Source organism: Kocuria rosea subsp. polaris, from assembly GCF_001483755.1.
In the GTDB taxonomy this organism is placed as follows: Bacteria; Actinomycetota; Actinomycetes; order Actinomycetales; family Micrococcaceae; genus Kocuria; species Kocuria cellulosilytica.
Genome location: NZ_LQBK01000009.1, coordinates 148,964 through 167,929 on the forward strand (window position 1 = coordinate 148,964; position 18,966 = coordinate 167,929).

The following is an 18,966-nucleotide window of genomic DNA, read 5'->3' on the forward strand; positions in this document are numbered from 1 at the left end:
GCGGCCGGGTGGATCACCGGCCGCCGACGAGGGCCTCCGGGGCCAGCGGTGAGTGCTCGGGGACGTCGAGGCCCAGCAGGGCGTTCTCGACGACCTCGCTCAGGGCGGGGTGGATCCAGTACTGGCCGCGGGCCATCGTGTGGGCGTCGAGGCCGAAGTGCATGGCCTGGACCAGCGGCTGGATGAGCAGGGAGGCCTCCTCGCCGATCAGGTGCGCCCCCAGCAGGCGTCCGGTGCCCTTCTCCGCGATCAGCTTGCACAGCCCCGTGTGGTCCTCCATCGCCCACCCGTAGGCCGTGGCCCCGTAGTCCTGCACCTTGACGGTGATCTCGCTGCCCTGCTCGACCGCCCACTGCTCGGCCTCCTCCTGGGTCATGCCGACAGACGCGATCTGCGGGCTGGTGAACACGGCGGAGGGCACGAACCGGTGGTCGGTGGCCCGCAGGTCGCCGGGGTGCAGGAGGTTGTGCTGCACCGTGCGGGCCTCGGCGTTGGCGACGTGCTTGAGCTGGTAGGGCGAGCTGATGTCGCCGAGCGCCCACACCCCCTCGACGGGGCGGCCGCCGGAGAGGGCGCGCTGGTACTCGTCGACGGCCAGCAGGCCGTCCTCCCGCACGTCCAGGCCGCCGGCCCGGGCGTCGAGCACGTCGGTGTTCGGCTGCCGCCCCGTGGCCACCAGCACCACGTCCGCGGGCAGCCGCAGGACGAGCTCCGGGTCCTCCGGGTCCCGGAAGGTGACCATCGCGGCGCACTCGTCGCCGTCCCACTCCTCGACCCCGCTCAGCGTCCAGCCCGTCTCGAGCTTCCACTGCCGGGAGGCCTCGCGCGCGAACCGCTCGGCGATCTCCGGGTCGTGGTAGCGCAGGATGCGGTGGGAGCGGTTGACCTGGGTCACCCGGGAGCCCAGGCTCGAGAACACGTGGGCGAACTCGGCACCGATGTAGCCGCCGCCGACCACCACCACCCGGTGGGGCAGCTCGTCGATGCGCATGACCGTGTCCGAGGTGTGCACCTGCGGCAGGTCGATCCCCGGGATCTCGGGCCGCACCGGGCGCGAGCCGGCGGCCACCACGATCTGCGCGGCCGTGAGGTCCTCCCCCGACGCGGTGCGCAGGGTCCGCGGACCCGTGAAGCGCACGTGCTCGGAGTAGACCGTCACGTTCGGCAGCGTCCGGCGGTACTCGAGCCCGCCGTGGGAGATCGCGTCGATCCGCCCGAAGATCCGGTCCCGCATCTCCCGCCACCGCACGCCGTTCACCGCGGCGTCGAGGCCGAGCCGCTCGGCCTCGTGGGCGCGGCGGGCCACACTGGCCGGGTACGCGTACATCTTCGTGGGGATGCACCCCACGTTCAGGCACGTGCCGCCGAAGGTCCCGCCGTCGATGATCGCGACGTCCAGGTCCTCGTACTCCTCGGTGAGGATGGAGTTGCCCGAGCCGGAGCCGATGATGATGAGGTCAAAAGTCCGCATGGCGCCCATCCTATGCGCGGCGCGGGGCGCTCCCGGGCGCCCGGCGCCACGGCCCCGTCGCGGGGCCGCGGCGCCGGCGGGCCGGCTCAGCCGGCGGGCTCGAGGGCGATCAGCAGGTCCCCGCCGGAGACCTGGGTGACGCCCTTCAGGGCCACCCGGGCGACGGTGCCGCCGGTGGGCGCGGTGATGGAGGCCTCCATCTTCATGGCCTCGATGGTCGCGACCTGCCCGCCGGGCTCCACGGCGTCGCCCTCGGCCACGGTCACGGTGACGGCCCCGGCGAACGGGGCGGCCACGTGACCGGGGTCCGAGGGGTCGGCCTTCTCCGTCTCGGGCACGGCCGAGGCGACCGAGGTGTCGCGGACCTCGATCATCCGGGGCTGACCGTTGAGGGTGAGCATCACGGTGCGCATGCCCTTCTCGTCGGCCTCCGAGATCGCCTGGAGGGTCACCAGCAGGCGCACGCCCTTGCCGAGGGAGATCACGTGCTCGTGCTCGGTGGTCAGCCCGTAGAGGAAGTCGCGGGTGTGCAGCAGGGCGAGGTTGCCGTACTTGGCCCGCCCGGCCTCGTACTCGCGGGTCGGGCCGGGGAACAGCAGGCGGTTGAGCGTGGCCCGCCGGGTCGCGGAGTCCCCAGTGAGGGCCTCGGCGTCCTCGGGCGCCAGCTCGGTGACCCCGACCCGCACGTTGCGCCCCTCGAGCGCCTTGGAGCGGAAGGGCTCGGGCCAGCCGCCCGGCGGGGTCCCCAGCTCACCGGCGAGGAAGCCGATCACGGACTCCGGGATGTCGAAGCGCTGCGGGTCTGCGGCGAACTCCGCCGGGTCCACGCCCATCCCCACCAGCTGCAGGGCGAGGTCGCCGACGACCTTCGAGGACGGGGTGACCTTCACCAGCCGGCCCAGCATGGCGTTGGCGGCGGTGTACATGTCCTCGATGTCCTCGAACCGTTCGCCCAGGCCCAGGGCGATCGCCTGCTGGCGCAGGTTCGAGAGCTGCCCGCCCGGGATCTCGTGCCGGTACACCCGCCCGGTGGGGGCGGTGAGCCCGGACTCGAACGGGGAGTACATCCGGCGGATGATCTCCCAGTAGGGCTCCATCGCGGAGATCGCCTCGAGCGGGATCCCGGTGTCCCGGTCGGTGTGCGCCAGCGCCGCCACCAGCGCCGAGGCGGGCACCTGGGAGGTGGTCCCGGCCATCGAGGCGTCGGCGACGTCCACCGCGTCCACCCCGGCCTCGATCGCGGCCATCAGCGTGGCCAGCTGACCGCCGGCGGTGTCGTGGGTGTGCAGGTGCACCGGCAGGTCGAAGCGCTCCCGCAGGGCGCTCACCAGCTTCGCCGCCGCGGCCGGGCGCAGCAGCCCGGCCATGTCCTTGATCGCCAGCACGTGCGCCCCGGCGTCGACGCACTGCTGCGCGAGGTCCAGGTAGTAGTCCAGCGTGTACAGGTCCTCGGCGGGGTCCAGCAGGTCCCCGGTGTAGCACAGGGCGACCTCGGCGACCGCGGTCCCCGTCGCCCGGACGGCCTCGATGGCCGGGGCCATCTGCTCCACGTCGTTGAGGGCGTCGAAGATCCGGAAGATGTCCACGCCGGTCGCCGCGGCCTCGGCCACGAACGCGTCCGTGACCTCGGTGGGGTACGGGGTGTAGCCCACGGTGTTGCGCCCGCGCAGCAGCATCTGGATCGGGATGTTCGGCATGGCCTCGCGCAGCAGCCGCAGCCGCTCCCACGGGTCCTCCCCCAGGAACCGCAGGGCGACGTCGTAGGTCGCCCCGCCCCAGGCCTCCACGGACAGCAGCTGCGGCAGCGTGTGGGCGTAGGCGGGGGCCGCCGCGAGCAGGTCCCGGGTGCGCACCCGGGTGGCCAGCAGGGACTGGTGGGCGTCCCGGAACGTCGTGGAGGTCACCGCCACGGCCTGCTGCTCCCGCAGCGCGGCCGCGAAGCCCTCGGGGCCCAGCTCGAGCAGCTTCTGCCGCCAGCCGTCCGGCGGGGTGTGCTCGGAGGGCCCGTCGAAGGGCGAGCGGAACGGCTCGTCCTGCTTGTCCCCGGGGTAGTGGGGCAGCTTGGTGCGCGGGTCGATGCCCTCCACCCGGTCCCCGTTGGGCCGGTTCACGGTCACCTCGGCCAGCCAGGTCAGGGCCTTGGTGGCCCGGTCCCCGGAGGTGCGGGCCTCGAGCAGCTCGGGGCGGCGCTCGATGAAGTCGGTGGCCACGTTGCCGGCGAGGAACTCGGGGTCGGCCAGCACGGCCTGCAGGAACTGGATGTTGGTGGCCACGCCGCGGATCCGGAACTCCGCCAGCGCGCGCTGGGACCGGTGCACCGCGGTGGGGTAGTCCCGGCCCCGGCAGGTGAGCTTGACCAGCATGGAGTCGAAGTGGGGGGAGATCTCCGCCCCGGCGTAGACGGTGCCCCCGTCCAGGCGCACCCCGGCACCGCCGGCGGAGCGGTAGGCGGAGATCTTCCCGACGTCGGGGCGGAACCCGTTGGCCGGGTCCTCCGTGGTGATCCGGCACTGCAGGGCGGCGCCGCGCACGGTCAGCTGGTCCTGGGCGATCCCCAGGTCCGTCAGGGTCTCGCCGGACGCGATGCGCAGCTGGGACTGGACGAGGTCGACGTCGGTGATCTCCTCCGTGACCGTGTGCTCCACCTGGATGCGCGGGTTCATCTCGATGAACACGTGCTGGCCGGCCCGCTCCCCGGCGGTGTCGACCAGGAACTCCACCGTGCCCGCGTTGACGTAGCCGAGCTCCTTGGCGAACTTCACCGCGTCCCGGTGCAGGGCCTGGCGGATGTCCTCGTCGAGGTTCGGGGCCGGGGCGATCTCCACGACTTTCTGGTGCCGGCGCTGCAGGGAGCAGTCGCGCTCGAACAGGTGCACCATCCCGCCGTCGTGGTCGGCGAGGATCTGCACCTCGATGTGCCGCGGGCGCAGCACGGCCTGCTCCAGGAACACGGTGGGGTCCCCGAACGCGGTGTCGGCCTCGCGCATCGCCGCGGCCAGCGCCTCGGGCAGCGCCTCCGGGGTCTCCACCCGGCGCATGCCGCGGCCGCCGCCGCCGGCGACCGCCTTCACGAAGATGGGGAACCCGATGCCCTCGGCCTGCGCCAGCAGCTCGTCGGGGTCCGCCGAGGGCTCCGTCGAGGCCAGGGTGGGGATGCCCGCGCGCTTGGCCGCCTTCAGCGCGGCGACCTTGTTGCCGGCCAGCTCGAGGATCTCGGCCCGGGGCCCGACGAAGGTGATCCCCTCCGCCGCGGCCGCACGGGCCAGCTCCGGGTTCTCGGACAGGAACCCGTAGCCGGGGTAGATCGCGTCCGCCCCGGACTCCTTGGCCACCCGGACGATCTCCGCGACGTCCAGGTACGCCCGCACCGGGTGGCCCTCCTCCCCGATCCGGTACGCCTCGTCGGCCTTCTGCCGGTGGATCGAGTTGCGGTCCTCGTAGGGGAACACCGCCACCGTCTTGGCCCCGAGCTCGTACGCGGCGCGGAAGGCGCGGATCGCGATCTCGCCGCGATTGGCCACCAGGATCTTGGAGAACATCAACACCCGTTCCGCACCCGGGTCCGTCCGGTGGACACCCGGGCACTGATTCTTGAGAGGTCGTGCGAGGTAGCGCACAGGGCCAGCATGACCACCCGTGCGCGGTCCTGACCAGTGAACCACGCCGTCACCGGGCAAACCGTGACCCCGGTCACAGAACGGCATCCCGGTCAGACTACACCGGGCGGCGGGGGACGGCCGCCCGGCCCGCGGACGGCTCCGCGCCGGACCCGGGCGGACGGCGCGCACCCGGCTACGATGGGCGCAGCCGTCTCCTCGCCCGGCCCCCGTTCCCGGAGCCGAGGAGCCGCCTCCCCCGTGTCCCCGCGAGCGAAGGGTGTCCCCTCCGTGCAGATCGTCAGCGTCAGCAGCCTCAAGGGCGGTGTCGGCAAGTCCTCCGTGACCCTGGGGATCGCCTCCGCGGCCCTGCAGGCGGGAGTGCCCACGCTGGTGGTGGACCTCGACCCGCACGCCGACGCCACGACCGGGCTGGGGGTGCACCCGGAGCGCGGTCACGACATCGGCGAGGTGCTGCGCAGGCCACGCCGCGGGTCCCTCGAGCGGGTGGTCGTGGCCTCGTCCTGGGCGGTGCGGGACGGTCTGGACGCCAGGGCCCTCGACGTCGCCCCGGGTTCGGCCCGGTCCTCCCACCTCGACCGCTCCGACTACCGGGACAAGGACCTCGGCCGGCTGGAGCGGGCGCTCTCCGGCGCCACGGGCTACGACCTGGTGCTGGTCGACTGCCCGCCCACCCTGAGCGCGCTGACCCGCACCGCGTGGGCCGCCAGCGACAAGGTGCTCTCCGTGGCGGAGCCCTCGCTGTTCTCGGTGGCGGGGACCAAGCGCACGATGACGGCGATCGCCCAGTTCGAGCAGAGCCGCACGTGGGCGGTGCCGGCGGCCGGCGTGGTGGTCAACAAGGTCCAGCACTCGTCGGTGGAGCACCGTCACCGCCTGACGGAGCTGCAGGAGCTGTTCGGCCCGCTGCTGGTCAGCCCGGTGATCCCGGACCTGCCGGTCTGGCAGCAGGCGCAGGGGGCGGCCTGGCCGATCCACCGCTGGCCGGGGGCGGAGGCCCGGGACATCTCCGGGCGATACACGGCGATCCTGCAGGGCCTGCTCGACGGCCCGTCCTGAGCCGCCGGGATCAGCCGGCGTTCTGCCGGCGGGCCCGGCGGGCGGAGAGCTCGTCGTCGGGCAGGGGCTCCTGCCCGGGGGCCCGGTCCTGGCCGGTGTGCTCCCCCGGCAGCGCCGCCAGGGTGCCCTCGACCTCGCGCCACACCCGGCCCACGGCGATCCCGAAGACGCCCTGCCCGCCCTGCACCAGGTCGATGACCTCGTGCGGCGACGTGCACGCGTAGACGCTCGCGCCGTCGCTCATCATCGTCAGCCGCGCGAGGTCCTCGACCCCCTGGGCGCGCAGCGCGCCCACGGCGGTGCGGATCTGCTGCAGGGAGACGCCGGTGTCCAGGAGGCGCTTGACGATCTTGAGGACCAGGATGTCCCGGAAGCTGTAGAGGCGCTGGGTGCCGGACCCGGAGGCGCCGCGCACGGTGGGCTCCACGAGCCCCGTGCGCGCCCAGTAGTCGAGCTGGCGGTAGGTGATGCCGGCGGCCTTGCACGCGGTGGGCCCGCGGTAGCCCACGGACTCGTCGCGGACCACGGAGTCGTCGAAGAGGACCCCCTGGGTGCCGTGCGCCGGAGGGCTGCCGGTCCCCGCCGTGCCGCCGGGCTGCTCGCGGTCGCTCACGCCGCCTCCTCGCTCGTGGACCCGGTCCTCGCGGTGCCGGGAGTGGATGGTCTCGCAGAGACGTCCGGATCCCCCCGGGAACACCTCGAGTACAGCTTCGACGGTAGACCTCCCCGGGGGCCGGGTCAAAGACATCGGCGGGCCGGGCCCCGTGTCGGGCGGACGGGCGCGGGAGCCCGGGTCAGAAGTCCTCGGGGTCGACGTTGTCGAGGAAGTCGCGGAACTGCTCGACCTGCGTCTCCGGGGGCAGCTGCTGCTCGCCCTCGCCCGGGCGGGGACCGGGCTCCCGCAGCTCGCCGTCCCCGCTCATCACGAGGCCGGCCTCGTCGAGGACCGTCTCGGTGCACAGGATGGGGCAGTCGGTGCGGGCGGCCAGGGCGATCGCGTCCGAGGCGCGGGAGTCCACGACCGTTCCGTCCGAGAACTCGAGCGCGGCGTGGAAGACGCCCTCCTCCACCGTGTGGATCCGCACCCGGGTGAGGGTGCGCCCGAAGGCGGTGGCCACCGACAGCACGAGGTCGTGCGTCAGGGGCCGGGGCGGCTCGATGCCCTGCACGGCGAAGACGATGGACGTCGCCTCGTTCGTGCCGATCCAGATCGGCAGGTGCCGCCCGCCCTCGACCTCGCGCAGGACGACGACGGGCTGCGCCGACGGCACGTCCATGCGGACGCCGGCGATCTCCATCAGGACCTGGTGCACGGCCATGTCAGCCCTCCACCGCGGCCCGCTCCTGGAGCGCGGCGATCTCCGAGCGCACGAGCGAGGTGTGGATGGTGAGGCACAGCCCGGAGATCTCCTCGGCGCGCTCGACGGCGCGGGCCCGGGAAGCCGCGTCCCGGCGGGAGCTCAGGGGCGCCACGGCCCGTTCGACGAGGCCCAGCTCGCGGTCCGCCGCGGCCTTGAACGGGCGCAGGTGGCGCGGTTCCAGGCCGTGGGCCGTCAGGGCGTGGGCCGCGCGGGTGATGGCGAGGGCGTGGTCGTCGAAGACCCCGTTCTGCTCCCGGATCAGGCCGTAGCTCACGAGCTCGCGGACCAGCGGGATGCCGGCGCCGGTGCGCGCGGCGAGCTCCCGCAGGCTGTAGGTGCGCGGCGCGCTGACGACCGGCAGGGGTGCGGTGACGGGGTCGGCGGACTCCGCGGCGCGCCGGGCGTCCTCGTCCCGGGCGTCCTCGTCGGCGTCCAGCCGCTCCCGGATCACCTTCAGCGGGAGGTAGCGGTCGCGCTGGAGCTCCAGGATCCGCCGCAGCCGGTCCACGTCCGCGCGCGAGAACTTGCGGTAGCCCGACGCGGTGCGGGCCGGGTGGACCAGGCCCTTGTCCTCCAGGAAGCGCAGCTTCGAGGCGGTGATGCCGGGGTGGTCAGCACCGAGCTCCTTGAGCACGGCGCTGATGCCCACCCGGGGCTCGTGCTGGACGTCGTCCCGGTGGGGATCGGTCTCCGCGGGGTCGGTCATGGCTCCCTTCTACTGGTCCGACTGCGAGCGCAGCGAACGGTAGAACGTGAACCGGAACTTCCCGATCTGGACCTCGTCGCCGTTGTCGAGCTGCACGCTGTCCACGCGGTCGCCGTTGACGTAGGTGCCGTTCAGGGACCCGGAGTCGATGATCTCGAAGGTGTCGCCGCGCCGGACGAACCGGGCGTGCCGGCGGGAGACGGTGACGTCGTCGAGGAAGATCTCGGAGGACGGGTGGCGGCCGGCGGGGACCTCGTCCCGGTCCAGGAGGAAGCGGGAGCCGGTGGCGCCGCTGTCGTGGGCGACGAGCAGGGCGCTGCGCGGCGGCAGCGCGGAGACCGCGGAGCTCTCCTCGGGCGAGAGCTTGTGGGAAGCCGCGTGCGAGAGGACCTCGGCCACGATCTGGATCGACGTGGTCTCCGGCTCCCCCTGGGGTGCGTTCGAGCCGTTCTGGGTTCTGGACATCTCTTCCCTCGACTGGTGACGTGATGGTGGACGGATCCTGTGGGACCCCGACCCCGCGACCTCCTGTCCCGGCGGTTTCCGGGCGACCGGCCGGAGCCACCCGGTTGCTCTTCAGTGTACCGGGTGGTGGAGACACGCAAGGGCGGCCGGGACACGTCCCGGCCGGGGTGCCTGCGCGGTTCAGTCCAGCTGGGCGGCGTACCCCTCGGCGTCGAGCAGCCCGGACCGGTAGTCCTCGGCGGCGGGGCGCACCTCGAACAGCCAGCCCTCCCCGTAGGGGGCGGAGTTCACGGTCCCGGGCTCGTCCTCGAGCGTCTCGTTGACCGCGGTGACCTCGCCGGAGACGGGGGCGAAGATGTCGCTCACCGACTTGGTGGACTCGATCTCTCCCACGGAGGCGCCGGCCTCGACGCTCTCCCCGACCTCGGGCAGCTGGACGAACACGACGTCGCCCAGCTCGTTCTGCGCGTGGTCGGTGATCCCGATGCGCACCGCGCCGTCGGCGTCGGGGGCGGCGATCCACTCGTGCTCGGCCGTGTAGGACAGGTCGGCGGGAATGTTGCTCATGGGGTCACTCCTGGTCCGGCGGGTGCGGTCGGCTCGATTATGGCACAGACCCCACCGCGGGCCCGGGCGTGCGGGAGCACCGGGTGTCGGGCGCTCAGCGGCGCTCCCACGCGGTGAGCTCGGCGTGGATCGAGCGCTTGCGCTCCGGCCCGGCGAAGGACGCGTCCACCGAGTTGCGGGCCAGGACGGCCGCCTGCCCGTCGGTGAGGCCCAGGGTGTCGCGCAGCCCCTGGAAGACGTCCCCCACGTAGCCGCCGAAGTACGCCGGGTCGTCGGAGTTCACCGTGACCAGCAGGCCCCGCTCGAGCATCTCCAGGACGGGGTGGTCGGCGAGCGTGTCGACCACCCGCAGCCGGACGTTGGACAGCGGGCACACGGTGAGCGGCACCCGCTCGGCGACGAGCCGGTCCACGAGCCCGGGGTCGCGCAGGCACTGGATCCCGTGGTCCACCCGCTCCACGCGCAGCACGTCCAGGGCCTCCCGGACGTACTCGGGGCCCGCCTCCTCCCCCGCGTGGGCGACGACGTGCAGCCCGGCCGACCGCGCCCGCGCGTAGACCGCCTCGAAGCGGGCCGGCGGGTGGCCGACCTCGGCCGAGTCGAGACCGATCCCGTCTATCCGCGCCAGCTGGTCCCCGAGCGAGTCGAAGAGCTCCTCCGCCTCGGCCGCGGGCCGGTCCCGCAGGAAGCACAGCAGCAGCGTGCTGGTGAGCCCGTGCTCGGCGCGGGCGGCGTCGAGGGCGGCGCGGATGCCGTCGACCACGGTGCCGAGCGGCACTCCCCGGGCGAGGTGCGCCTGGGGGTCGAAGAAGACGTCGACGTGCCGCAGGCCCTGGGCGATGGACCGTTCGAGGTACGCCCGGGTCAGGGCCTCGAAGTCGGAGGCGTCCCGCAGCACCGCCATCGTGGCGTAGTAGAGGCGGAGGAACGAGGACAGGTCCTCGAACTCGTACTGCCGCCGGAGCTCCTCGACCGAGCCGTAGGGCAGCTCCACCCCGTTCTTGGCGGCGAGCTCGAAGGCGAGCTCGGGCTCGAGGGTGCCCTCGATGTGCAGGTGCAGCTCCGCCTTCGGCAGGGTGTACAGGTCGTTCAACTCCGGCGCTCCTTCGTGGTCGGCCCCGGGACCGGGGCACTCGACGTTCCGTGCAGTGTATGCGCCGCGGACCGCCGCGGCCCGCCGCCACGGGACCGGCCGTGCGGGTCCGCCGCCGCCCGACGGCGTCCCCGGCGGGGCGACCCCTGGGGACCGTGGCCGGCGTGGCCTAGGCTCGCGAACGGAAGCACTCGGCGGAAGGAGGACCGGATGTCCGGTGTCGTGGTGGTGGGGCAGGTGGCGCGGGATCTCGTGCTGACCGTGGAGGAGCTCCCGGCGGCCGGCGGGTCGACGGACGTGCTCGAGCGGCAGGAGCTGCTCGGCGGCAAGGGCGCCAACCAGGCCGTCGGGTGCCGCCAGCTCGGGGCGGAGGTCCAGCTCGTCGGCGTCGTCGGTCGGGACCGCGCCGGCGAGGAGGTGCTCGCCCAGGCCGCCGGTGACGGGATCGGCGTCGGCGCCGTGGTGCGCCGCTCCGGCGCATCGACCGCGCTGCTCGTCGACCTGGTGGGGCCCCGCGGGGTCCGCCGGCTGCTGGAGGACGTGGACGCCCGGACGCTGCTGACGGCCGAGGACGTGCGCGCGAGCCGGGACCTGCTGCGCTCGGCGGACGCGGTCCTGGTCCAGCTGCAGCAGCCGGGGCCCGCCGTGGCGGAGGCCCTGGAGGCCGCCGCGGCGGGCGGGGCGCTGACGGTGGCCGACGGCGGCCCGGCGGACGAGGACGTGCGCCGGCGGGTGCTGGCCACCGCCGCCGTGGTGCGGGCCGACACGGCCGAGGCCGAGGCCCTGGTGGGCTGGGCGCCGCAGGACGTGCCGGGGACGGTGCGGGCCGCGCGGTCGCTGCTCGCGGAGGGCCCGCGCGTCGTGGCCCTGGCGACCGGGGAGGGCGACGTGGTCGCCTGGCCCGGCGGGCACGTGGTCCTGCCGCACCTGGGCGAGGACCCCGTGGACCCCACCGGTGCCGGCGACGCGTTCGTCGCCGCGCTCACCGTCGCGCTGCTGCGCGGCGAGAGCCCCGAGTCCGCGGCCTGGTGGGCCGCCGCCGCGGCGGCCCAGGTCGTGGGCACCGCCGGCGGCCGGCCGGACCTCGACCCCGACAGGCTGCGCGAGTCGGCCGCCCGGGCCCGGCCGTAGGCCGCGCGGGGCGCGCCCGCGCCGCCGCCCCGGGAACGAGAGAAGGCCGGTGGTCCGCGTTCCCGCGGTCCACCGGCCTCGAATCGTCGGGCTGACAGGATTTGAACCTGCGACCCCTTGACCCCCAGTCAAGTGCGCTACCAAGCTGCGCCACAGCCCGAACTGCTCAGTGCGTTCCCGCCCCGAGCACTCGCATCACATTACAGCAACCTCCGGCGGAATTCATCTCGGCCGGCGCCTCAGCGCTTCCGGCTCCGCTTCTCCCGCACGCGCATGGACACCTCGATGGGCGTGCCCACGAAGCCGAAGGTCTCGCGGAGGCGGCGGGTGATGAACCGCCGGTAGCCCGGGTCCAGGAAGCCCGTGGTGAACAGCACGAAGCGCGGCGGGCGGGAGGAGGCCTGCGTGCCGAAGAGGATGCGGGGCTGCTTGCCGCCGCGCACGGGGTGCGGGTGGGCGGCCACGATCTCGCCGAGGAACGCGTTGAGCCGCCCGGTGGGGACGCGGGTGTCCCAGGACTCGAGCGCCGTCTCGAGGGCCGGCACGAGCTTGTCCTTGTGCCAGCCGGTTTTCGCCGAGACGTTCACCCGCGGCGCCCAGGCCACGTGGGCGAGGTCGCGGTCGATCTCCCGCTCCAGGTAGTAGCGGCGGTCCTCGTCCATGAGGTCCCACTTGTTGAAGGCGAGCACGAGGGCGCGCCCGGAGTCCACGGCCAGCTGCAGGATGCGGACGTCCTGCTCGGAGAGCACCTCGTCCGCAGCCAGCAGCACCACGGCCACCTCGGCGCGCTCGAGCGCCGCCTGGGTGCGCAGGGACGCGTAGAAGTCCGCCCCCTGGGCCATGTGCACGCGGCGGCGGATGCCGGCGGTGTCGATGAACCGCCACGGCTTGCCGCCGAGCTCGATCAGCTCGTCCACGGGGTCGCGGGTGGTCCCGGCCAGGGGGTCCACGACGACGCGCTCGGACCCGGCCAGCTTGTTCAGCAGCGACGACTTGCCCACGTTGGGGCGCCCGATGAGCGCCACGCGGCGGGGGCCGCCCGTCAGTTCGGTCTCGGCGACGGCGGAGAACTCGGGCAGCACCTCCATGACCGCGTCGAGGACGTCGGCGGCGCCGCGCCCGTGCAGGGCCGACACCGGGTGCGGCTCCCCCATGCCGAGGGACCACAGGTAGGTGGCCTCGACCTCGAGCTGCGGGGAGTCCACCTTGTTGGCGACCAGGATCACCGGCTTCCGGACCTTGCGCAGCATCTTCACGATGGCCTCGTCCGCGGCGGTGACGCCCACGGTGGCGTCGAGCACGAGCAGCACGGCGTCGGCGAACTCCACGGCCATCTCGGCCTGCTCGGCGACCCGGGCGTTGATGCCCTTGGCGTCGTACTCCCACCCGCCGGTGTCCACGAGGGTGAAGTTGCGCCCGTTCCACGTGGCCCGGTAGGAGACGCGGTCCCGGGTCACGCCCGGGGTGTCCTCCACGACGGCCTCGCGCCGGCCGAGGATGCGGTTGACCAGGGTGGACTTGCCCACGTTGGGCCGCCCCACGATGGCGAGGACCGGGGCGGGCCGGCGCACCGGGGCCCGGTCGCCGTCCTCCGCCCACTCGGCGAGCAGCGCGGCGTCCTCCTCGTCGAGCTCGTAGTCCTCGAGCCCGGCCCGCAGCGCCTGCGCGCGCTGGTCGGCCTCGTCGTCGTCGATGGCCGCGAGCCGCTGGGCGACGTCGTCCGTGCTGCCGCCGAGGAGCTCGGCCTCGTAGGGGTCGTGCGCGGTGTCGTGCGCGGGGTTCTCGGGGTTGCCGGTCATGGCTGTCCTTCGCTGGGCCGGGTGCGGCCGGTCGGGGTGCGGAAAATGTCTCGGGGGCCCGGGCGGGCCGGTCTAGGCGGAGCGGCCCGCGGCCCGGACGACCACGTCGACGACGGCCTGGACCGTCTGCTCCACGGTGAGCTCGGAGGAGTCGATGGTCACGACGCCGTCGGCGGCCTCGGTGAAGTTCACGACCGTGGAGTCCTTCGCGTCGCGGCCCACGACCTGGGCCCGCAGCCGGTCGGCGTCCTCGACGCCGCCGATCTGCAGGCCGCGGCGGGCCATCCGGGCCCGCTCGTCGGCGGTGAGCAGGATCCGGGCGTCGGCGTCCGGGGCCACCACGGTGGTGATGTCCCGGCCCTCGGCCACGATCCGCCGGCCGCTGTCCGCGATGATCTCCTGCTGGCGGGCCACCAGCACGGCCCGTGCCGCCGGGTTGGTGGCCACCGCGCTGACGGCCTCGGTCACCCGGGCGCCCCGGATCTCGACCCCCACGTCGGTCCCGCCGACGAACACCAGCTCCCGGTCGGGGTCGGTGCCCTGGGCGAGCGGGAAGTCGCGGGCGGCCTCGGCCACGGCGTCGCCGTCGGCGAGGTCCACGTCCCGGTCGAGGCACCACCACGTCAGGGCGCGGTACATCGCGCCCGTGTCCAGGTAGGCGAGGCCGAGGCGGCGGGCCACCTCCTTGGACACGCTGGACTTGCCGGAGCCGGAGGGGCCGTCGACGGCCACGACCAGCGGCCGTCCGGCCGGGTCCGGTGCCCCGGTCCCGGGGGCTGCGCTGCGGGCGGTGTTCGTTCCGGTGTTCACTGCACGACCTTCCATCCGCGCTCCTGGAGCGCCTCGACGAGTTCCTTGCGGCGGTTGGGCAGCACCGAGACCTCGACGAGGCCCACGGGCTGGCCCGGGGAGTGCTCGAGGCGCAGGTCCTCGAGGTTGACCCCGATCTCCCCGATCTCCGTGAGCAGGCGGGCGATCTGCCCGGGGACGTCGCCCACGAGGACGGTCAGGGTGGCGAACGCCCGGGGGGCCCCGCCGTGCTTGCCCGGGATGCGGGCCTGGCCGGCGTTGCCCTCGGCCACGAGCTGGGCGATGTCCAGCCTGGCGCCGGGGGCCCGCGGCTCCTCGAGGGTGGCGATGAGCCGCTCGAGGTCCTCGCGCACGCCGTGCAGGGACGCGACGACCGGTCCGGCGTTGGCGGAGAGGATCTGCACCCACAGGCCGGGGTCGGAGGCGGCGATGCGCGTGGTGTCCCGCAGGCCCTGCCCGGCGAGGGAGAGGTGGTGCAGCGGCGTGTCCTGCAGCCGGGAGGCCAGCAGGGAGGACATCACCTGCGGCAGGTGGGAGATCAGCGCGACGGTCGCGTCGTGCTCCCGGGCGTCCATGAAGGTCACGGTCGCCCCGAGGTCCACGGCGAGGTTCTTCGCCGCGGCGAGCGCCGCGGGCGCGGAGCGGCCCGAGTCGCACACCACCCAGGGCATGGACGTGAACAGCTCGCCGCGGGCGGCCACGGGCCCGGACTTCTCCCGGCCTGCCATGGGGTGGGTGCCCACGTACCGGGTGAGGTCCCCGCCCAGGGCGCGCACGTCCTCGAGCACCGCCTCCTTGACGGAGGCGATGTCGAGGACCACGGCGTCCGGGTGGCGCCCCAGCGCCTCGACCACGGTCTGCGCGGTGACGTCGGGCGGGGTGGCGACGACGACGAGGGCCGGCTCCGGCACCTCGGCCTCCCCGGCGGCGCGGCAGGAGCGGCCGGCGCCGATGTCCTGGGCCACGGCCTCGGCGGTGGGCGAGGAGTCCTGCAGCCAGACGTCCACGCCGAGGTGGCGCAGGCCCAGCCCGATGCTGGCGCCGAGCAGGCCGGCGCCGACCACGAGCACGGGCCCGGAGGTCGCCGCGGGGGCCGCGGGCGCGGAGGGGGTCTGCGTCACGGGTGCTCCTTACATGCCGACCGAGGCGAGGAGGTGCCCGACCTCGGTCTTCGAGAGCCGGCGGATGGTGCCCTGGCGCTGGTCCCCGATCCGGATGGGGCCGACCTCGGTGCGCACGAGCTTCTCGACGGGGTGGCCCACGGCGTCGAAGAGCCGCCGCACGATGCGGTTGCGCCCGGAGTGCAGGACCACCTCCACGAGCAGGTGCCCGGGGGTGGAGTCCACGAGGCGGAAGGAGTCCACGGAGGCGATGCCGTCCTCGAGCTCGATGCCGGCCTTCATGGCCGCGCCGATGCCCTTCTCCATGGGACCGCGCACCTGCACGAGGTAGGTCTTGGGGACCTCGTAGGAGGGGTGGGTGAGCCGGTTGGTCAGCTCGCCGTCGTTGGTCAGCAGCAGCAGGCCCTCGGTCTCGACGTCGAGGCGCCCGACGTGGAAGACGCGCTCGTTGCGCTGCTGGTTGAGGTAGTCGGACACGCACGGCCGCCCCTCGGGGTCGTCCATGGTGGAGAGCACGCCCTCGGGCTTGTTGAACGCGTAGTAGACGAGGTTCTCGTCGAGCTGCACGCGGACGCCGTCGACGTGGATCTCGACGCTGTCCGGGTCCACCCGGATGCCGAGCTCCGTGACGGTCTCCCCGTTGACCTGCACCCGGCCGGCCTCGATCATCTCCTCGCACACCCGCCGCGAGGCCACGCCGGCCTGGGCCATGAGCTTCTGCAGCCGCACCCCGTTCGGGTCGTGCTGGTCGAGCCGGTCCACGGGCGGGTTCTTGGGCCGGCGCTTGCGGTGCGGCGGGCGGTACGGGGTGGCGGGCATCCGCCGGGCGCTCTTCTCTGAGGACGCGAAGGGACGGGGCCCGCGGTCCTGGCCGGCGCCCGTCGAGGACGCGCCCTTGGCGCCGCCCCCGGCGGCGCCTCCCTTGGCCGGGCCGCCCAGGGACCCGCGGCCCCGGGCTCCGCCCTGGGGCGCGGCGCCCTTGGCGGTGCCGCCCTTCGCGGGGCTGCGGCCGGGGGCGCCCTTGCCGCCCTGGTAGGATGCGCCGCCCTGGCCGGTGCGGGGCTTCCGGCCGCCCTGGGACCCGGGCGCGCGGCGCCCGCCGGGCCCGGGTCGCCCGGATGATGAACGTGAAGTGGCCATGGTGGTGTCTCAGTCCTCGTAGTGGTCGATCTGGTCGATGCCCGGCAGATGAGGGGCGATGTCGGGGAGCTCGTCGAGCGAGCCGATGCCCATCTTCTCCAGGAAGAACGTGGTGGTGCCGTAGAGCACGGCGCCGGACTCGCCGTCCCGCTCGAGCTCACGGATCAGGCCCCGCTGCACGAGCGTGCGGACGACGCCGTCGACGTTGACCCCGCGGATCGCGGAGATGCGCCCCCGGCTCACGGGCTGGCGGTAGGCCACGACGGCCAGGGTCTCGAGGGCCGCCTGCGACAGCCGGGCGGTCTGTCCCTCCGCGACGAACGCGGAGACGACGGGGGCGAACTCGCTGCGCGAGTGGATCCGCCAGCCGGCACCGGTGCTGCGCAGCTCGAACCCGCGCGGCGCCAACGTACCATCATACCCCGGATCCGTGCCGACGCCGTCGTACTCCGCACGGAGGCGGTCGAGGACCCGCTGCACGGACGCGACCGGGAGCACCAGGGCGGCGGCGATCGCGTACTCGCTCACCGGCTCGTCGGTGACCATCAGGATCGCCTCGACGGCGGCCCGCACGCCGCCGGGCAGTGCCTCGAGGTCCGGTCCGTCCTCGGCCGCGGCGCTCACGCGGAGGCTCCCGAGACGGCCGGGACCGCGTCCGGGGTCGGGAGGCCGTGCGGGGACGCGCCGCCGTCCGGTGCTCCCGCGGCGTCCTCGGACAGCCGGTCGGCGGTCCACCCGGTGCCCGCCCCGGTCCAGCGGACCGTCAGCTCGCCCAGCGGCTGCTCCTGGGCGAGCTCGAGCACCGCGTCCCGGTACATCTCGAGCAGGGCCAGGAACCGCACGACCACCGCGAGGGTGGACCCGGCGTCCGCGACGAGCACCCGGAAGGAGCGCGGGGCGCCGTCCTCGAGGAGTCCCGCGAGGATCTCGGCCTGGTCGCGGACCGTCACGACCGCCTCGTGCAGGTGGTCCACCCCGACCTCTGCGGGCGCCCCGGGCCGGGACGTGAAGACCGAGCGGGCGATCTCGGCGAACTGCTCGGGCGTGGTCCGCCAGTCGAGCTCGGGCAGCGCGGCCGCCACCTCCGGGTCCAGGGGCACCGACCGGGGCAGGCGGGTGGACTCGGCCCGCATCCGCTCGTCGAGCAGGACCGCCACCTCCTTGAACGCCTTGTACTGCAGCAGGCGCGCGAAGAGCAGGTCCCGCGCCTCGAGCAGTGCCACGTCCTCCTCGTCCTCGACCTCGCCGCGCGGCAGCAGCCGGGCGGCCTTGAGGTCCAGGAGGGTCGCGGCGACCACGAGGAACTCGCTGGCCTCGTCGAGGGCGCGCGCCGAGCCGTTCCGGTGCAGGGCGCGCACGTACTGGAGGAACTCGTCGGTGACGGTGGCCAGCGCGATCCGGGTGATGTCCAGCTCGTGCTTGGCGATCAGGGAGAGCAGGACCTCGAAGGGCCCCGCGAAGTCCTCCAGCCGGACCGCGAAGCCGCCGGTCCCCGTGGGGTCCGGCAGCTCCTCGAGGTGCATCAGGGCGCACCGCCGCGCGAGATGAGCTCCCGCGCCAGCTGGCGGTAGGACTCGGCGCCCTGGTGGGCCGTGGCGAAGGACAGGATGGGCTCGGCGGCCACCGTGGCGTCCGGGAACTTCACGGTGCGCTTGATGACCGTGTCGAAGACCTTGTCCCCGAACGCGTCCACGATCCGGGCCATGACCTCGCGGGAGTGCAGGGTGCGGGAGTCGAACATGGTGGCGAGCACGCCGTCGATCTGCAGCCGGGGGTTGAGCCGGTCCTGGACCTTCTCGATGGAGTCCACGAGCAGCGCCACGGCGCGCAGGGCGAAGAACTCGGCGATGAGCGGGATGACCACCCCGTGCGCCGCGGTCAGCGCGTTGACCGTCAGCAGCCCCAGCGAGGGCTGGCAGTCGATGATGATGACGTCGTAGTGCTCCTCGAGCTTGCGCAGGGCACTGGCCAGGACCTGCTCGCGGGCCACCTCGGTGACCAGCTGCACCTCGGCCGCGGAGAGGTCGATGTTGGCGGGGAGCAGGTCGACGCCCTCGACGTCGGTCTCCTGGACCACGTCCCAGACGTCCACGGAGCGGTCCATCATGACGTTGTAGACCGTCAGCTCCAGCTCGTGGGGGTTGGCGCCGAGACCGGCGGAGAGAGCTCCCTGCGGGTCGAAGTCGACCAGCAGGACCTTGCGGCCCAGCTCGGCGAGCGCGGCGCCCAGGTTGATGGTCGAGGTGGTCTTGCCGACCCCGCCCTTCTGGTTGACCATCGCGATGATCCGGGCGGGCCCGTGGGTGGAGAGCTCGGGCGGCTCGGGGAAGTCGCGCACGGGACGGCCGGTCAGGCCGACGGTTCCCGTCCCGGCCTCGCCCGTGCCGGGGATCCTCTCGTCGCTCTGCTGGCTCACTCGTGGCACCGCTCTTTCGTTCGTGGTCGCCCCCGGGCGGACCGGCCCCGGGCACGGGGCGGCCCGGGCCGGACGGGCCGACCTGGGGCTTTCCTGGACTCGATCAGCTACCAGGGTACCGCCGCCGCCGGGCGGCCCCGAATTCCCGGGACCGGCGGAGCCGGGAACGCCCCGCGCCCGCCGTGCCCGGACGGGCACGGCGGGCGCGGG

17 protein-coding genes and 1 tRNA gene are annotated in these 18,966 nt (G+C 74.0%); 2 read left to right on the plus strand and 16 right to left on the minus strand.

Annotated elements, in window-relative coordinates:
- Positions 1 to 13: 13 nt before the first annotated feature.
- Both AVL61_RS07505 and AVL61_RS07510 read right to left on the minus strand, forming a co-directional pair.
- Positions 14 to 1,471, minus strand: a complete 1,458-nt coding sequence (locus tag AVL61_RS07505; protein ID WP_058873732.1) for a mycothione reductase — start codon at positions 1,469 to 1,471, stop codon at positions 14 to 16.
- Positions 1,472 to 1,557: 86 nt separating this feature from the next.
- Entirely contained in the window at positions 1,558 to 5,010 is a 3,453-nt protein-coding gene (locus AVL61_RS07510; RefSeq protein ID WP_058873733.1) for a pyruvate carboxylase, read from the minus strand.
- A 348-nt stretch (positions 5,011 to 5,358) separates the two neighbouring features.
- On the opposite strand from AVL61_RS07510, the gene AVL61_RS07515 reads away from it, so the two are divergent.
- Positions 5,359 to 6,147, plus strand: coding sequence for a ParA family protein (locus AVL61_RS07515; RefSeq protein WP_058873757.1), 789 nt, complete (start codon positions 5,359 to 5,361; stop codon positions 6,145 to 6,147).
- 10 nt (positions 6,148 to 6,157) lie between these two features.
- Here AVL61_RS07515 and AVL61_RS07520 read toward each other — a convergent pair whose 3' ends face one another.
- From AVL61_RS07520 to AVL61_RS18140, 6 genes are all read right to left on the minus strand, one after another.
- Entirely contained in the window at positions 6,158 to 6,760 is a 603-nt protein-coding gene (locus AVL61_RS07520; RefSeq protein ID WP_058873734.1) for a MerR family transcriptional regulator, read from the minus strand.
- A 181-nt stretch (positions 6,761 to 6,941) separates the two neighbouring features.
- On the minus strand, positions 6,942 to 7,466 hold the full coding sequence (locus AVL61_RS07525) for a bifunctional nuclease family protein (protein ID WP_058873735.1): 525 nt from the start codon (positions 7,464 to 7,466) through the stop codon (positions 6,942 to 6,944).
- Between the two features lies 1 nt (position 7,467).
- Positions 7,468 to 8,214: a transcriptional regulator FtsR gene (ftsR, locus tag AVL61_RS07530; protein ID WP_058873736.1), complete on the minus strand. Its 747-nt coding sequence runs from the start codon at positions 8,212 to 8,214 to the stop codon at positions 7,468 to 7,470.
- Between the two features lie 9 nt (positions 8,215 to 8,223).
- Positions 8,224 to 8,679 carry an FHA domain-containing protein gene (locus AVL61_RS07535; protein WP_058873737.1) on the minus strand — a complete coding sequence of 152 codons (456 nt, stop codon included), beginning with the start codon at positions 8,677 to 8,679 and terminating at the stop codon, positions 8,224 to 8,226.
- A gap of 180 nt (positions 8,680 to 8,859) precedes the next feature.
- A complete protein-coding gene (gcvH, locus tag AVL61_RS07540; protein ID WP_058873738.1) occupies positions 8,860 to 9,246 on the minus strand; it encodes a glycine cleavage system protein GcvH in 387 nt (128 codons plus the stop codon).
- Positions 9,247 to 9,340: 94 nt separating this feature from the next.
- Positions 9,341 to 10,339 carry an adenosine deaminase gene (locus AVL61_RS18140; protein WP_197412663.1) on the minus strand — a complete coding sequence of 333 codons (999 nt, stop codon included), beginning with the start codon at positions 10,337 to 10,339 and terminating at the stop codon, positions 9,341 to 9,343.
- A gap of 210 nt (positions 10,340 to 10,549) precedes the next feature.
- On the opposite strand from AVL61_RS18140, the gene AVL61_RS18145 reads away from it, so the two are divergent.
- Positions 10,550 to 11,470 (plus strand): PfkB family carbohydrate kinase, encoded by a 921-nt coding sequence (locus AVL61_RS18145; RefSeq protein ID WP_058873739.1) that lies wholly within the window; start codon positions 10,550 to 10,552, stop codon positions 11,468 to 11,470.
- Between the two features lie 86 nt (positions 11,471 to 11,556).
- Here the strand turns inward: AVL61_RS18145 and AVL61_RS07555 are convergent.
- The 8 genes from AVL61_RS07555 to AVL61_RS07590 all read right to left on the minus strand — a co-directional run bounded on the left by AVL61_RS07555 (position 11,557) and on the right by AVL61_RS07590 (position 18,756).
- Positions 11,557 to 11,630 (minus strand) — tRNA-Pro (locus AVL61_RS07555).
- A gap of 79 nt (positions 11,631 to 11,709) precedes the next feature.
- Positions 11,710 to 13,269 carry a ribosome biogenesis GTPase Der gene (gene der / locus AVL61_RS07560; protein WP_058873740.1) on the minus strand — a complete coding sequence of 520 codons (1,560 nt, stop codon included), beginning with the start codon at positions 13,267 to 13,269 and terminating at the stop codon, positions 11,710 to 11,712.
- A 72-nt stretch (positions 13,270 to 13,341) separates the two neighbouring features.
- Complete coding sequence (cmk, locus tag AVL61_RS07565) at positions 13,342 to 14,079, minus strand: (d)CMP kinase (RefSeq protein WP_408669414.1); 738 nt, start codon at positions 14,077 to 14,079, stop codon at positions 13,342 to 13,344.
- Entirely contained in the window at positions 14,076 to 15,200 is a 1,125-nt protein-coding gene (locus AVL61_RS07570) for a prephenate dehydrogenase (protein WP_058873741.1), read from the minus strand. The genes cmk and AVL61_RS07570 overlap by 4 nt, the downstream gene beginning before the upstream one ends.
- Positions 15,201 to 15,209: 9 nt before the next feature.
- Positions 15,210 to 16,340: a pseudouridine synthase gene (locus AVL61_RS07575; RefSeq protein ID WP_058873742.1), complete on the minus strand. Its 1,131-nt coding sequence runs from the start codon at positions 16,338 to 16,340 to the stop codon at positions 15,210 to 15,212.
- Positions 16,341 to 16,349: 9 nt separating this feature from the next.
- Positions 16,350 to 16,964, minus strand: coding sequence for an SMC-Scp complex subunit ScpB (scpB, locus tag AVL61_RS07580; protein WP_058873743.1), 615 nt, complete (start codon positions 16,962 to 16,964; stop codon positions 16,350 to 16,352).
- Positions 16,961 to 17,863 carry a segregation and condensation protein A gene (locus tag AVL61_RS07585; protein WP_058873744.1) on the minus strand — a complete coding sequence of 301 codons (903 nt, stop codon included), beginning with the start codon at positions 17,861 to 17,863 and terminating at the stop codon, positions 16,961 to 16,963. Before AVL61_RS07585 ends, scpB begins: the two co-directional genes overlap by 4 nt.
- Positions 17,863 to 18,756 (minus strand): ParA family protein, encoded by an 894-nt coding sequence (locus tag AVL61_RS07590; RefSeq protein WP_058873745.1) that lies wholly within the window; start codon positions 18,754 to 18,756, stop codon positions 17,863 to 17,865. The genes AVL61_RS07585 and AVL61_RS07590 overlap by 1 nt, the downstream gene beginning before the upstream one ends.
- Positions 18,757 to 18,966 lie beyond the last annotated feature (210 nt).

Excerpts from the sequence above, each read along its gene's own strand:
- AVL61_RS07575 (WP_058873742.1), bottom strand. The coding sequence starts at position 16,340 with ATGGCCACTTCACGTTCATCATCCGGGCGACCCGGGCCCGGCGGGCGC.
- ftsR (WP_058873736.1), bottom strand. The coding sequence starts at position 8,214 with ATGACCGACCCCGCGGAGACCGATCCCCACCGGGACGACGTCCAGCAC.
- AVL61_RS18145 (WP_058873739.1), top strand. The coding sequence starts at position 10,550 with ATGTCCGGTGTCGTGGTGGTGGGGCAGGTGGCGCGGGATCTCGTGCTG.
- AVL61_RS07535 (WP_058873737.1), bottom strand. The coding sequence starts at position 8,679 with ATGTCCAGAACCCAGAACGGCTCGAACGCACCCCAGGGGGAGCCGGAG.
- AVL61_RS07525 (WP_058873735.1), bottom strand. The coding sequence starts at position 7,466 with ATGGCCGTGCACCAGGTCCTGATGGAGATCGCCGGCGTCCGCATGGAC.
- AVL61_RS07505 (WP_058873732.1), bottom strand. The coding sequence starts at position 1,471 with ATGCGGACTTTTGACCTCATCATCATCGGCTCCGGCTCGGGCAACTCC.
- AVL61_RS07510 (WP_058873733.1), bottom strand. The coding sequence starts at position 5,010 with ATGTTCTCCAAGATCCTGGTGGCCAATCGCGGCGAGATCGCGATCCGC.
- gcvH (WP_058873738.1), bottom strand. The coding sequence starts at position 9,246 with ATGAGCAACATTCCCGCCGACCTGTCCTACACGGCCGAGCACGAGTGG.
- der (WP_058873740.1), bottom strand. The coding sequence starts at position 13,269 with ATGACCGGCAACCCCGAGAACCCCGCGCACGACACCGCGCACGACCCC.
- AVL61_RS07585 (WP_058873744.1), bottom strand. The coding sequence starts at position 17,863 with ATGCACCTCGAGGAGCTGCCGGACCCCACGGGGACCGGCGGCTTCGCG.